At 62.5% G+C, this 13,540-nt stretch carries 15 protein-coding genes; 6 read left to right on the forward strand and 9 right to left on the reverse strand.

The window, feature by feature from the left end:
* The first annotated feature begins 113 nt into the window (after window positions 1-113).
* A complete protein-coding gene (locus SULPSESMR1_RS02865; RefSeq protein WP_089419477.1) occupies window positions 114-1,667 on the forward strand; it encodes a class I adenylate-forming enzyme family protein in 1,554 nt (517 codons plus the stop codon).
* A 15-nt stretch (window positions 1,668-1,682) separates the two neighbouring features.
* Here the strand turns inward: SULPSESMR1_RS02865 and ureG are convergent, their stop codons facing one another.
* The 9 genes from ureG to SULPSESMR1_RS02910 are packed head-to-tail and all read right to left on the reverse strand — an operon-like array spanning window position 1,683 to window position 7,071.
* Entirely contained in the window at window positions 1,683-2,297 is a 615-nt protein-coding gene (ureG, locus tag SULPSESMR1_RS02870; protein WP_089419478.1) for an urease accessory protein UreG, read from the reverse strand.
* Window positions 2,294-2,950, reverse strand: coding sequence for an urease accessory protein UreF (locus SULPSESMR1_RS02875; protein WP_089422101.1), 657 nt, complete (start codon window positions 2,948-2,950; stop codon window positions 2,294-2,296). The genes ureG and SULPSESMR1_RS02875 overlap by 4 nt, the downstream gene beginning before the upstream one ends.
* Window positions 2,940-3,386, reverse strand: coding sequence for an urease accessory protein UreE (locus SULPSESMR1_RS02880; RefSeq protein WP_089419479.1), 447 nt, complete (start codon window positions 3,384-3,386; stop codon window positions 2,940-2,942). Before SULPSESMR1_RS02880 ends, SULPSESMR1_RS02875 begins: the two co-directional genes overlap by 11 nt.
* A 10-nt stretch (window positions 3,387-3,396) precedes the next feature.
* Entirely contained in the window at window positions 3,397-5,106 is a 1,710-nt protein-coding gene (ureC, locus tag SULPSESMR1_RS02885; RefSeq protein ID WP_089419480.1) for an urease subunit alpha, read from the reverse strand.
* 22 nt (window positions 5,107-5,128) lie between these two features.
* Window positions 5,129-5,470, reverse strand: a complete 342-nt coding sequence (locus tag SULPSESMR1_RS02890) for an antifreeze protein (RefSeq protein WP_240311283.1) — start codon at window positions 5,468-5,470, stop codon at window positions 5,129-5,131.
* Complete coding sequence (locus tag SULPSESMR1_RS02895; RefSeq protein ID WP_089419481.1) at window positions 5,470-5,775, reverse strand: urease subunit beta; 306 nt, start codon at window positions 5,773-5,775, stop codon at window positions 5,470-5,472. Before SULPSESMR1_RS02895 ends, SULPSESMR1_RS02890 begins: the two co-directional genes overlap by 1 nt.
* The gene (locus SULPSESMR1_RS02900) at window positions 5,772-5,984 is read right to left on the reverse strand and encodes a hypothetical protein (protein WP_089419482.1); all 213 of its coding nucleotides are present in this window, start codon (window positions 5,982-5,984) and stop codon (window positions 5,772-5,774) included. The genes SULPSESMR1_RS02895 and SULPSESMR1_RS02900 overlap by 4 nt, the downstream gene beginning before the upstream one ends.
* Before the next feature lie 15 nt (window positions 5,985-5,999).
* Window positions 6,000-6,302, reverse strand: coding sequence for an urease subunit gamma (locus tag SULPSESMR1_RS02905; RefSeq protein WP_028958337.1), 303 nt, complete (start codon window positions 6,300-6,302; stop codon window positions 6,000-6,002).
* 1 nt (window position 6,303) lies between these two features.
* Window positions 6,304-7,071, reverse strand: a complete 768-nt coding sequence (locus tag SULPSESMR1_RS02910; RefSeq protein WP_345889504.1) for an urease accessory protein UreD — start codon at window positions 7,069-7,071, stop codon at window positions 6,304-6,306.
* Window positions 7,072-7,538: 467 nt separating this feature from the next.
* Here SULPSESMR1_RS02910 and urtA point away from each other — a divergent pair, with 467 nt between their 5' ends.
* From urtA to urtE, 5 genes are read left to right on the forward strand one after another with little or no spacing between them, the layout of a single operon-like run.
* Window positions 7,539-8,822, forward strand: a complete 1,284-nt coding sequence (gene urtA / locus SULPSESMR1_RS02915) for an urea ABC transporter substrate-binding protein (RefSeq protein WP_089419484.1) — start codon at window positions 7,539-7,541, stop codon at window positions 8,820-8,822.
* 60 nt (window positions 8,823-8,882) lie between these two features.
* Entirely contained in the window at window positions 8,883-10,841 is a 1,959-nt protein-coding gene (gene urtB, locus SULPSESMR1_RS02920; RefSeq protein ID WP_089419485.1) for an urea ABC transporter permease subunit UrtB, read from the forward strand.
* A 4-nt stretch (window positions 10,842-10,845) separates the two neighbouring features.
* A complete protein-coding gene (gene urtC / locus SULPSESMR1_RS02925) occupies window positions 10,846-12,075 on the forward strand; it encodes an urea ABC transporter permease subunit UrtC (protein ID WP_089419486.1) in 1,230 nt (409 codons plus the stop codon).
* Complete coding sequence (urtD, locus tag SULPSESMR1_RS02930) at window positions 12,072-12,812, forward strand: urea ABC transporter ATP-binding protein UrtD (protein WP_089419487.1); 741 nt, start codon at window positions 12,072-12,074, stop codon at window positions 12,810-12,812. The genes urtC and urtD overlap by 4 nt, the downstream gene beginning before the upstream one ends.
* 2 nt (window positions 12,813-12,814) lie before the next feature.
* Window positions 12,815-13,510: an urea ABC transporter ATP-binding subunit UrtE gene (urtE, locus tag SULPSESMR1_RS02935; RefSeq protein WP_089419488.1), complete on the forward strand. Its 696-nt coding sequence runs from the start codon at window positions 12,815-12,817 to the stop codon at window positions 13,508-13,510.
* Window positions 13,511-13,540 lie beyond the last annotated feature (30 nt).

Below are 13,540 nucleotides of genomic sequence, written 5' to 3' on the forward strand. Positions count from 1 at the left end.
CTGAAAGACGATTGCGCCGTTACGTCACGCAGGGTGTGTCATGTCGTTTTGGGGGCTGGAAATTGCCTGCATCCCGCGCAAGGATCGCGCCAACGCCGAGCGGAGGAGGCCCCATGCTAGAAATCATCCCGAACATGCCCGAGACTACGCCCGAAGACACCGTGGTCGATATGGTGCGTCGTGTGGCGCGGGTTAATCCCGACCGTGATGCGGTGGTCTGCGATGGCACGCGGCTGAGCTGGGCGGCCTTTGACACGGCGATTAACAAGGCGGCCAACATGCTGATCGCCCGCGGCGTGACGCGCGGTGACCGTGTGGCGGTGTTGGCGCCCAACTCGATCGCCTATGCGGTCCTGTTCATGGGCATCCTGCGGGCGGGGGGCTGTGTGGTGCCGCTGTCAACGATGGCGTCAACCACGGCGCTTGAAAAGATGGTGAAAGACTGCGGCGCGCGCGTGTTCTGTCTGGCCGAAACCTACCGTGAACTGGTGCCGTTCATCGACGCGATGGACATTACCCGCATTGCGCTGGACTTCGAGGCCGACGGGGTCGAGGCCTATGCGCAGGCGATGGACGATGCCGACACCACCGACCCGATGGTGCCGGTGGGCATGGGCGACGGCTTTAACCTGATCTATTCCTCGGGCACCACGGGCACGCCCAAGGGCATCCTGCACACCCATTTCCTGCGTGCCGCGCAGATGGACCGGGTGACCGCCAACGGCTATGACGACGCCGCGCGCACGCTGCTGTCCACGCCGCTCTATTCCAACACCACCATAGTCGCGTTCCTGCCGACGCTGGTGGGCGGCTCTACCGCCATTCTGATGTCGAAATTCGATGCGCAGGGCTGGCTGGCACTGGCCGAAGCCGAAGCGGCGACGCACACGATGCTGGTGCCGGTGCAATACAAGCGTATCGTCGAATTGCCCGAGTTTGCCGACTATGACCTAAGCGCAATGCGGCTGAAGCTGTCCACTTCGGCGCCGCTGCGCGCGGATGTGAAGCAGAAGGTTCTGGCGCAAATGCCCGGCAAGCTGGTGGAGTATTATGGGCTGACCGAAGGCGGCGGCGTGACTGTTTTGATTGCGGACGAGAACCCGACCAAACTGCACACCGTGGGCAAGCCTGCGCCGCATTGCGACATCCGCCTGATCGGGGTGGACGGGGTCGAGGTGGCCCCCGGCGAAGTGGGAGAGATTTGCGGGCGGTCGCCGACGATGATGGCGGGGTATTATGGCCGCGACGACCTGACCGAAGAGACGCTGTGGCGCAATGCCGATGGCGACGTCTATCTGCGGTCGGGCGATATGGGATCGTTTGATGCAGACGGCTTTCTGGTGCTGTCGGATCGCAAGAAGGACATGATCATTTCGGGCGGGCTGAACATTTATGCCAACGATCTGGAACTGATCCTGCTGGCTGATCCCGACGTGACCGATGCCGCCGTGATCGGTGTACCGTCCGAGGCATGGGGCGAGACGCCATTGGGTCTGGTGGTGCTGCGCGAGGGGTCCGTGGCGACGGGCGAGGACATCCGCGCGCGGGCGAACGAGAAACTGGGCAAGAGCCACCGGCTGAGCGCCGTCGAAGTGCGCGATGTGCTGCCGCGCAGTTCGATCGGGAAGATATTGAAAAAGGATCTGCGGGCTGCGTATTGGCCGTAGGTGGCCTAAAGTGCCCTATGCCAGCCCGCCAACCTTCTTCAGCGCCGCCACCACCTCGGCCACGCCTTCACGTTGGCGCAGGGACGTGAACAGGAACGGACGCCCCGCACGCATCCTCGTTGCATCCCGCTCCATCACCTCCAGAGACGCGCCGACATAGGGCGCAAGATCGGTCTTGTTGATGATCAGGATGTCGGATTTGGTGATCGCAGGTCCGCCCTTGCGCGGTATTTCCTCGCCCGCCGCCACGTCGATCACATAGAGCGTCACATCCGCCAGTTCGGGGCTGAATGTCGCCGACAGATTGTCGCCGCCGCTTTCGATCAGCAGCACTTCGATCTCTGGGTGGCGTTTGACCATCTGATCCACAGCAGCCAGATTGATCGAGGCATCCTCGCGGATCGCGGTGTGGGGGCAGCCGCCGGTTTCGACGCCGATGATGCGGTCCTGCGGCAACACCTGCATCCGCATCAGGGCTTCGGCGTCCTCTTGCGTGTAGATGTCATTGGTGATCACGCCGACCGAATGGCTGTCGCGCAGCGCTTCGCACAGGGCTGCGGTCAGGGTGGTCTTGCCAGCGCCCACAGGGCCACCGATACCGACGCGCAGGGGGCCGTTCATATGGGTCATGTGCGGAAAATCCTTGAATATTGGGTTTCGTGTTTCATCGAGGCGATGTCGGTCAGGAACGCCGTGGCGGTCAAGTCGTCAAGGCTGGTAGTACAGGCGCGCGCGGCGATGTCCTGCGCCGCAGGTGTCAGGGCGCGGATGATCGCCTGACCGTCGCTTTGACCCAGCGGGACCAGCCGCATCGCGGCCCCTGCCAGACTGCTGGTCAGGCTGTGCAGGTACATCTTGGCGGTCAGGTCCAGCGGCAGACCGGCGTGCCGCGCCGCTTCGCCCACGGCGACCGGATAGGTGCGCGGCGTGGCAGTGGCACCGTTCAGGGCGGCAACGGCTGTGGCAAAGGCGGCCCCTTGCAGGTCGGTTTCGCGCAACCGCTCGGACGAGGCGGCAAAGGCGCGGGCGGTCGCATCCACAACACCCGCGTCATCGGCGCGATAGGCGGCGGCAATGAACAGGCAATCGTTCCAGCCCGCGCCATGGCGCAGCACTGTTTCGATCCAGTCTCGGGTCTGCGTGGCATCCGCCACGTCGCCCGCCTGCACCGCCCATTCCAGCCCGTGCGAATAGGCGAACGCGCCCACCGGAAACGACGGCGAGAACCATTGCGCCAGCGTCAGAACGGCGTCGTGACTAGGGCCAGTGGGATCAGTGGGCATGGCTGTGCGTGCGCCCAACGCCATAGGCGCCGCCCTCGGGCGTGAACGGCTCGTGCACTTCGCGCACAGTGGCGCCGATCTTGCCCAGCATGTCGCGGATCACGTGGTCGGGCTGGATCAGCAGGCGGCGGTCCTCGATCTGGCAGGGCGTGTGACGGTTGCCGATGTGCCATGCGATGCGCGGCATGTCGTCGCCCGTCACCTCCAGCAGATCCTGGGCGGCGGCCTGTACCAGCACCTCGCGCCCGTCCGACAGCACCAGCACCCCGCCATGATCCAGCGAAGTGGTCTGCGCCAGGTCGATCAGGATCGGCTGGCCGTCGTCGGTTTCCAGCATCTTGCGGCGCAGAAACCGCGTGTCGTAATCCAGCGTGATCTGCGCAAAGGGGGTCGAGTGACTGTGATCGTGATAGATGCGGGCGGTCAGGGTGTGCATGGTCAAACCTTCAGAACATGAAATAGCGTTGCGCCATCGGCAGCACTTCGGCGGGCTCGCAGGTCAGCAGTTCGCCATCGGCGCGGACCTCGTAGGTCTCGGGGTTCACCTCGATGTGGGGCAGGGCGGTGTTCAGCTTGAGGTCGGATTTTCCGATGTTGCGCGTGTTGCTGACGGCGACGGTCTGCTTGGCCAGCCCCAGCGTGCCGCGAATGTTGGCGTCTTGCGCGGCCGCACTGACAAAGGTGATCGACGAATGTTCGACCGACCGACCGAATGCCCCGAACATGGGCCGCGAATAGACCGGCTGCGGGGTCGGGATCGACGCGTTGGGGTCGCCCATCTGTGCCATGACGATGGTGCCCGACATCAGCACCATTTCCGGTTTCACGCCAAAGAACGCCGGGTTCCACAGCACCAGATCGGCGCGCTTGCCCTCTTCGATGCTGCCGATCTCGCGGCTGATGCCGTGGGCGATGGCGGGGTTGATGGTGTATTTGGCGATATAGCGGCGCACGCGGAAATTGTCGTTGTCGCCTGTTTCTTCCACCAGACGCCCGCGTTGCTTTTTCATCTTGTCGGCGGTCTGCCAGGTGCGGATCAGCACTTCGCCGATGCGCCCCATCGCTTGTGAGTCGCTGGCGATGATCGAAAACGCTCCCATGTCGTGCAGGATGTCCTCGGCGGCGATGGTCTCGCGGCGGATACGGCTTTCGGCAAAGGCCACGTCTTCGGGGATGGATTTGTCAAGGTGGTGACAGACCATCAGCATGTCCAGATGCTCTTCCAGCGTGTTGACGGTGAAGGGGCGCGTGGGGTTGGTGGACGAGGGCAGCACATGTTCCTCGCCGCAGATCTTGATGATGTCCGGCGCGTGCCCGCCGCCCGCGCCTTCGGTGTGAAAGGCGTGGATGGTGCGGCCCTTCATGGCGGCGACGGTGTTCTCGACAAAGCCGCTTTCGTTCAGCGTGTCGGTGTGGATCATCACCTGCACGTCCATGTCGTCGGCCACGGATAGGCAGCAGTCGATGGCGCCAGGGGTGGTGCCCCAGTCCTCGTGCAGTTTCAGCGCACAGGCTCCCGCGTTGACCATCTCGACCAATGCGGCAGGCTGGCTGGCGTTGCCCTTGCCCGAAAGTCCGATGTTCATCGGGATGCTGTCGAAGGCCTGCAACATCCGCCCAATGTGCCAGGGCCCCGGCGTGCAGGTGGTGGCGAGCGTGCCGTGCGCGGGGCCGGTGCCGCCGCCCAGACAGGTGGTCACGCCGGAATGTAGCGCGTCCTCCATCTGTTGCGGGCAGATAAAGTGGATGTGGCTGTCGAACCCGCCTGCGGTCAGAATCCGCCCTTCGCCTGCGATGGCTTCGGTGCCGGGGCCGATGATGATGTCGACGCCCGACTGGGTGTCGGGGTTGCCCGCCTTGCCGATCTTGTGGATGCGCCCGTCTTTCAGCCCCACGTCGGCCTTGTAGATGCCGGTGTGGTCCACGATCAGCGCGTTGGTGATCACCGTATCCACCGCGCCGTCCGCGCGGGTCGTCTGGGACTGGCCCATGCCGTCGCGGATCACTTTGCCGCCGCCGAATTTGACCTCTTCGCCATAGGTGGTCAGGTCGCGTTCGACCTCGATGATCAGGTCGGTATCGGCCAGACGCAAACGGTCGCCGGTGGTGGGGCCGAACATGGCTGCATAATCGGCGCGGGCAATTGGCTTGGGCATGGGCGTGTCCTTTGGTGGGCGGTCAGCGGGTTTTTGTACCGGGCATCAGGGGGCCGCGTTTGCCCAGACGGCGGGCATTGGCGCGGGTCTTGCGGCGCAGGGGGCGCAGGGCGGCGTTCATCACCTCGTCGGGGCGTTTGCCGCTGATGGTGGCAAAGGACGCGGCTGTTGCGCTGTCCAGAAAAGCCGTTGGCTTTTCCGACATCATGCGGTCATTTTCGGAACTGGTGACAGACCACAGGCCCGCCATGCCCATCACCCGCATCGTCATGACGCTGGCGGTTTCCACCATCAGCATCGAGGCATTCATCCAAGATATGTACAATTCGGCAGGCGTTGCGTACCGATTGGCTTTATGCGCCATCAAAGGTCTCCCATGACCTGCTGGTTGAATCCGAACACCCGCCGCGCCCCGCCATAGGGGATCAGCGTCACCTCGCGGCGCTGGCCCGGCTCAAAGCGCACGGCGGTGCCTGCGGCGATGTCCAGACGCATGCCCCGCGCGGTGTCGCGGTCAAAGTCCAACGCAGCGTTTGTTTCTGCAAAGTGGTAGTGCGAGCCGACCTGCACGGGCCGGTCGCCGGTGTTGGCGACCATCAGCGTGATTGCCGTGGCCCCTGCGTTCAAGATGATGTCGCCCTCGGCTGTGATCAACTCTCCTGGTATCATTTGCGTGACTTGTTCTGGTTGCGTGCGCGGATTGCCGCGCGACCTGCGGTCAGGGCGATGGCGGCGGCGATTGCGACCATGCCCAGCACCACTGGCACCCACGCGCCGGCCCCGTCCGAGACGTGGGGGTGCAGGTGCAGCCCGGCATCGGTGTGTGCTGCCACGGGCGCGGCAAGAAGGGAAAGGCCAAGGGTCGTTAGGGATTTCATCAAGATAGGCTCCTGTTAGCGGATGGGATTGTGGACGGTCACCAGCTTGGTGCCATCGGGAAAGGTGGCCTCGACCTGCACGTCGTGGATCATTTCGGCGATCCCTTCCATACATTGGTCGCGGGTGATGATTTGCGCGCCTGCCTCCATCAGGTCGGCCACGCTGCGCCCGTCGCGCGCCCCTTCGACCACCGCATCGGTGATCAGGGCAATTGCTTCGGGATGGTTCAGCTTTACGCCGCGCTCCAGCCGTTTGCGGGCGACCACGGCGGCCATCGCAATCAGCAGTTTGTCTTTTTCGCGGGGGGTCAGGTTCATGTCAGATCATCCATGTTCGCGGAAGGGGGCCACCCTTGAGGCGGATAAGAACGGGCAGCAGGCTGCGCCGCAACTCGAAACTGTCGATGGCGAGAAATCTTGCCACCAGCATGTCGTCACCAATCAGGCTGGCCCCTGCGGTGTCGGGCAGCATGGCACGCACGGGCCCCAGCTGTCCGGCGGCGTCCGGCGCGATATAGACCAGTGCGGCCATCGCCCCCGCTTCGTTTGCAACAAAGGGTTTGGCCAGATGCGCCGAGACATCGCCCGTCATCACAAGTGCATCATGAAAAAGCGGCACGCCCGCACGGTTGATCATGATGCGGTCGCGCAGGTGCAACCCGTTCAGCCGTTCGCCCATGGCCGCACGTCCGAAGACCAGCGGTTCAACCATCAGCAGCTGGGCCTCTGCGGCCATTTCGATCTGCAACCGGCGGTCCAGTGCGGCCCCGTCATATAGAATCGTCTCTTGTGGCAGCCAGTCGATCCGCGCCTTTGCCTCGACGGTCAGCGTGTTGCGCAACTGGCCAACCTCGCCGGTCTGCGCGCGGTAGGCACGCTCGCAGGCCTGCGTGGTCAGGCACAGGGTGGTGCCGCGTTCCGCCGCGGCCGCCAAGGCATATCGGTCACCGCCGGTGATCCCGCCTGCGGTGTTCAGCACTACGGCGTCCAGTGCCGGGCTGCTGCTGCGCGGAAACAGACATTTTGACGATCCTGCCTGATGCAGCCCGCCCAGCACCGACCGGCCGCGCGCCAGCTTCGACGACACAGCAATGCGCCCGCGCGCACGGGGCTGGCGGGCGTCTGCCGTGGGTATGACCGAAAGGTGCGTAATCTGTTTGTCCCCTGTGCCGGTGGGCGATCCGAGTCATCACGCCCTGCGCCAGCTACTAGAGCACCGGATACCGCCATTGCCCATGCGCAGGACACATTTCTGACATTTATCGCCCGAATATTGGTCGTTTTGCGGGTGGTTGCCTAAAAAGTGTGCTGAATCCGCTGTGCTACCATGCTGCACCTGCATCGGTGTTTGCCATTCGCAAACCGTTCACACGACGGTGAGGCCACCAGATTGCGCCGAATTTGCGCTGAATGGGGGATGTGTGGCGACCTGACGAATTGGAGCTCGAGGGGCCGCCACACGGTATTGCAACGCATAGTTGCGGGACCAACTTAGGCAGCTGTGTGTGCGGTTCAAGCCGCAGCCGCCAAATATGGCCCGCTTTGGAGACAGATATGACTTTTCTCAAATCCACGCTGACAGGCACTTTGGTGGCCGCGTCGCTTGGCTCGGTGGCGATGGCTGCCGACGATACGATCAAGGTCGGCGTCCTGCATTCGCTTTCGGGCACGATGGCGATTTCGGAAACCACACTGAAAGACACAATGCTGATGCTGGTCGAACAGCAAAACGCCAAAGGTGGCCTGTTGGGCAAACAACTTGAGGCCGTGGTCGTCGACCCTGCATCCGACTGGCCGCTGTTTGCGGAAAAAGCACGTGAGTTGCTGACCGTACACAATGTCGACGTGATCTATGGCAACTGGACATCCGTATCGCGCAAATCGGTTCTGCCGGTCATCGAAGAACTGAACGGCCTGCTGTTCTATCCGGTGCAATACGAGGGCGAGGAATCGTCCAAGAACGTGTTCTACACCGGTGCCGCGCCGAACCAACAGGCGATCCCTGCAACGGATTATTTTCTGGACGAGCTTGGCATCGAGAAATTCGCCCTGTTGGGCACCGACTATGTCTATCCGCGTACAACCAACAACATCCTTGAAAGCTATCTCAAGGGTAAGGGCATTGCCGCCGGAGATATCTTTGTGAACTACACGCCGTTTGGTCACTCGGACTGGTCCAAGATTGTGGCCGATGTGGTTGCATTGGGCGCTGACGGCAAAAAAGTCGGCGTGATCTCGACCATCAACGGCGATGCCAACATCGGTTTCTACAAGGAATTGGCAGCGGCCGGTATTTCGGCGGATGATATTCCCGTTGTGGCCTTTTCGGTCGGTGAAGAAGAGCTGTCGGGACTGGATACGTCCAACCTTGTCGGGCATCTGGCCGCGTGGAACTATTTCATGTCTGCTGACACGCCTGAAAACGCCGAGTTCATTGAAACATGGCACGCTTTCATCGGTGACGAAAAACGCGTGACCAACGACCCGATGGAGGCCCACTATATCGGCTTCAACATGTGGGTTGCTGCGGTCGAAGCGGCTGGCACCACCGATGTGGATGCTGTGCGTGCGGCAATGTACGGGCAGGAATACCCGAACCTGACCGGTGGCATGGCCGTGATGGGCGTGAACCACCACCTGTCCAAACCTGTGCTGATTGGTGAAATTCAGGCCGACGGCCAGTTCGACATCATCTCGGAAACCGATCCGGTTCCGGGTGACGCATGGACCGACTTCCTGCCCGAATCCGCCGTGCTGGAATCGGATTGGAAGGATCTGGGTTGCGGTATGTACAACACCGAAACCAAGACCTGTGTTCAGACCCTTTCGAACTATTAAGCCAACCAAGAAAGGGCGCGACCCCGCGCCCTTTCCGACCCCCTTGCGGACTTCATTCACATGACCAGACTTATTGCCGCCACGCTGGCCTTGTTGCTAAGCTGTGTCACCGTTTCGGCGCAGGAAACCAACGGTGCGATCCAGCAAGTGCTGCAACAGCACAGCGCCGCCATTCTCAAAAGCTCGCGCACAACCATTGGACCCGCCATTGATGCGGTTGCAGACAGCGGTTTGCCGCAGGCGCAAGCGGTGCTTGAGGCGTGGTCGAACAAAACCATGTGGGTCCGTGAAGCAGACGGGCTGTTCTTTCGCGCGGAAAAGGCGGATGGTGGCTTTCGTTTGATTGATTTCGACAGTGGTGAAACGGTTGGTGTGTTCGACAAGGGCGCGCTGGACCAGATCAAACCCAACAGCGGTATTCGCGCGCTGATCGGTACGGCCTTGGTGCAGTTCCAGCTAAAAGACCCTGACCCCAAGCGCCGTCAGGACGCGCTAACGTCGATTTCGCGCGACCCTGATCCCGCGCTGCTGAAACCGCTGCGCAACTCGATCGAGATGGAGCAGGACGCCGGTATGAAGGCGCAAAAGCTGCGGCTGGAGCGGTTGCTGACCATCGCCTATGACACAGACCCCGACGCGCGGGTGCAGGCGATGGCCGATATGTCCGGCGATCTGGGCGTCGATGTGCGCGCCACGCTGAACCCGCTGGTCGCCACCCGCCGCGCCGTGGTGCAAGGCGAAGTGCCCGAAAGCTCCAACGTGGCCCGTATCCTGACACCCGGCACCGAGGCGCTGGGCAAGGTCGAGGCCTATGACATGCTGGTCGCCGCCGATCTTGCGCCGCGGCGCGTGACCAATGCGGCCATGCGTGCCGCACTTGAGGCGCATATCGCGGACGGGCGTGTGGGCGGCGTCGCGGTGCAGCAACTCGGCAGCGACGCGGCGCGCCGCGCAGCCTATATCACGCTGGCCGAAGCAGGCATCGTGCCGCCCTTTATCTCGGAAGAGGAAGTGCAGGCCACGCTGGACGGGTTTACCTTTTACGACGCCTATGCCGACCCGTCGCCGCAGGTAACCGATGCGGCTGTGGCAGCATTGAATGCGATCAAGATGAATGTGGGGCTGAATCAGGCCGCCGACCTGACGCTGGACGCGCTGTCGCTGGCGTCGATCTACTTTCTGGCGGCCATCGGGCTGGCCATCACCTTTGGCGTGATGGGCGTGATCAACATGGCGCATGGCGAATTCATCATGATGGGTGCCTATACCGGCTATGTCGTCCAGCAGATCATTCCCAATCACACCCTGTCGATCATCGTGGCGATCCCGCTGGCCTTTGCCGTGACGTTTGCCGCCGGTGTCGCGATGGAGCGGCTGGTGATCCGCTGGCTCTATAATCGCCCGCTGGAAACACTTCTGGCGACATTCGGGATATCGATCGCGCTGCAACAGCTGGCCAAGAACATCTTCGGCACGCAGGCGCGCCCGCTGACTGCGCCCGCGTGGCTGGACGGGGCGCTGACGCTGAACGACGTGGTGTCGATCAGCTATATCCGCATCGCGATCTTCTTTCTGGCGCTGTTCTTCCTCGCGGTGTTCCTGTTCATCATGAAGCGCACGCGGCTGGGGCTGGAAACACGCGCTGTGACGCAAAACCCGCGCATGGCTGCGTCGATGGGGATCAATCCGGGGCGGGTGAATATGCTGACCTTCGGACTGGGTTCGGGCATTGCGGGGGTGGCGGGTGTGGCCATCGGTCTATTTGCCAAGGTCACATCCGAGATGGGTTCGGACTATATCGTGCAGAGTTTCATGACGGTGGTTGTCGGCGGTGTCGGCAACATTTGGGGCACGCTGGCGGGGGCCGCGATGATCGGGTTCCTGCAAAAGGGCATCGAATGGGGCAACCCCAGCAACACGCTGGCGGCGCAGACCTACATGATCGTCTTCATCATCATTTTCATCCAGTTCCGGCCAAGGGGCATCATCGCCCTCAAGGGCCGCGCGGCGGGGGACTAAGGCCATGAACCGTTCATTTGTCGCACGAAACCCGTCGGTTTTGATCTTTCTGGCCCTGCTGGCGTTGTTCACTCTGGGCGTTACCATCCTGTCCGAAGGCTTTGGCGTCGGCATGATCTCGACCAGTTTCGTCAAGACATTGGGCAAGACGCTGTGCCTGTGTCTGGTTGCCGTGGCGATGGACCTGATCTGGGGCTATGCCGGTATCCTCAGCCTCGGGCATTTCGCGTTCTTCGGGCTTGGCGGGTATATGATCGGCATGTGGCTGATGTACGAGCGCACCCGCCTGATCGTGGTCGATGCGCTGGCCCAAGGGTCGATGCCACCCACGCCACAAGAGGTCGTCGACGGCATCGGCAACCAGATTTTCGGTGTGGTGGGCAGCAGTGAATTTCCCGCCATCTGGGCCTTTGCCGACAGTCTGACGTTGCAACTGGCGCTTGTCGTGCTGGTGCCGGGCCTGCTGGCGCTGGTTTTCGGCTGGCTGGCGTTTCGCAGCCGCGTCACCGGCGTTTACCTGTCGATCCTGACGCAGGCGATGACACTGGCGCTGGCACTGTACCTGTTCCAGAACGACAGCGGATTGCGCGGCAACAACGGCCTATCGGGCCTGCAAAACCTGCCCAATGTCACCGCCTCGCAGGATGTGGTGTCAATGTGGTTCTTCTGGGGGTCTGCGCTGGCGCTGGGGCTGGGCTATCTGCTGGCGGTATGGGTGGTCTCGGGCAAGTTCGGCTCGGTCATTCGCGGCATCCGCGACAACGAGGCGCGTGTGCGGTTTCTTGGCTATTCGGTCGAGGCCTACAAGCTGGCCCTGTTCACCCTGACCGCCTGTATCGCGGGCATCGCGGGCGCGTTGTATTATCCGCAGGCGGGCATCATCAACCCCGCCGAGATTGCCCCCATCGCGTCGATCTATCTGGCGGTCTGGGTCGCCATCGGCGGGCGCGGACGGCTCTATGGCGCTGTGATCGGGGCGGCTGTCGTCAGCCTGTTGTCCTCATGGTTCACAGGGGGGCAGGCGCCCGACATTCCGCTGGGGTTCTACACGATCAAATGGGTCGACTGGTGGCTGGTGCTGCTGGGGCTGTCCTTTGTCGGTGTCACGCTGTTCGCTCCGCAAGGCATCGGCGGGCTGGTCGATCTGATCAGCGACCGGTTGCGGCCCGACCGGCACGGGGCCGACCTTGGCCCCGATCAGGGATCGTTGCGCGAGAAGGAGGCGCAGAAATGAGCACGCTTCTCGAAGTCTCCGGCGTCTCGGTCAGCTTTGACGGCTTTCGCGCCATTAACAACCTGTCGTTCCGCATCGCGGACGCCGAAATGCGCGCGGTGATCGGGCCGAACGGCGCGGGCAAGACGACATTCATGGACATCGTCACCGGCAAGACCAAGCCCGACGAGGGCCGCGTGCTCTGGGGTGAAAAATCGGTGTCGCTGCTGAAGATGAGCGAGGCGAAGATCGCGCAAGCGGGGGTGGGGCGCAAGTTCCAGAAACCCACGGTGTTCGAGGATCAAAGCGTGCAGGAAAACCTGCTGATGGCCTTGAAGAAACCGCGCGGCTGGTTTCCGGTCCTGTCGTATCGCCCGTCCGGGGAAGACCTGGCCAAAGTCGCCACACTGGCGAATGACATCGGTCTGGGCGATGCGCTGCTGCGTAAGTCGGGCGAGCTGAGCCACGGGCAGAAGCAATGGCTGGAGATCGGCATTTTGCTGGCACAGGAACCGCGCCTGCTGTTGGTCGACGAGCCCGCCGCCGGCATGACCCCGGAAGAGCGCGAAAAGACCACCGACATTCTGGTCGAGGCCGCCAGGACCCGCGCCGTCGTCGTGGTGGAACACGACATGGAGTTCGTCCGCCGTCTGAATTGCAAGGTCACCGTGCTGCACGAAGGCTCGGTTCTGGCCGAAGGGTCGCTGGACCACGTCACATCCAATCAGGACGTCATCGACGTCTATCTGGGGCGCTGAACATGCTGAGTTTGAAAGACCTTACCCTGCACTATGGGCACAGCCAGATCCTGAACGGGATTTCGATGCAGGCCGCCATGGGCGAGGTGACCTGCGTGATGGGCACCAACGGCGTAGGCAAGACCAGCCTGATCAAGGCGATCTCCGGCACCCATCCGCGCAGTGCCGGAACCCTGTCGCTGGACGGACAGGACCTGCCGGTGCTGCCCGCGCACAAGCTGGCGCATCTGGGTGTGGCCTATGTGCCGCAGGGGCGCGAGATATTTCCGCTGATGACGGTGAAAGAGAACCTCGAGACCGGCTTTGTCTGCCTGCCGCCCGATGAACATTTCATACCCGACCATATTTACGATCTGTTTCCGGTGCTCAAGGACATGACATCGCGGCGCGGCGGCGATCTGTCCGGCGGACAGCAGCAACAATTGGCCATCGCGCGGGCGCTGATCACCAAACCCAAGCTGTTGCTGCTTGACGAGCCGACCGAGGGTATCCAGCCCAACATCATCCAACAGATCGGCAACGTGATCCGTCTGCTGCGCGATCAGGGTGATATGGCGATTGTGCTGGTCGAACAGTATTTCGAATTTGCCTATGATCTGGCGGACCGTTTCGTGGTGCTGCGCCGCGGGTCCGTGGTGCTGGAAGGGGCCAAATCCGAGATCGCCAAAGCCGACGTGCTGCGCGGCGTTTCCGTCTGAGCATTTGCGCGGGTCGGTCTGTGCGGCGGC

Source organism: Pseudosulfitobacter pseudonitzschiae (genome assembly GCF_002222635.1).
Lineage (GTDB): Bacteria > Pseudomonadota > Alphaproteobacteria > Rhodobacterales > Rhodobacteraceae > Pseudosulfitobacter > Pseudosulfitobacter pseudonitzschiae_A.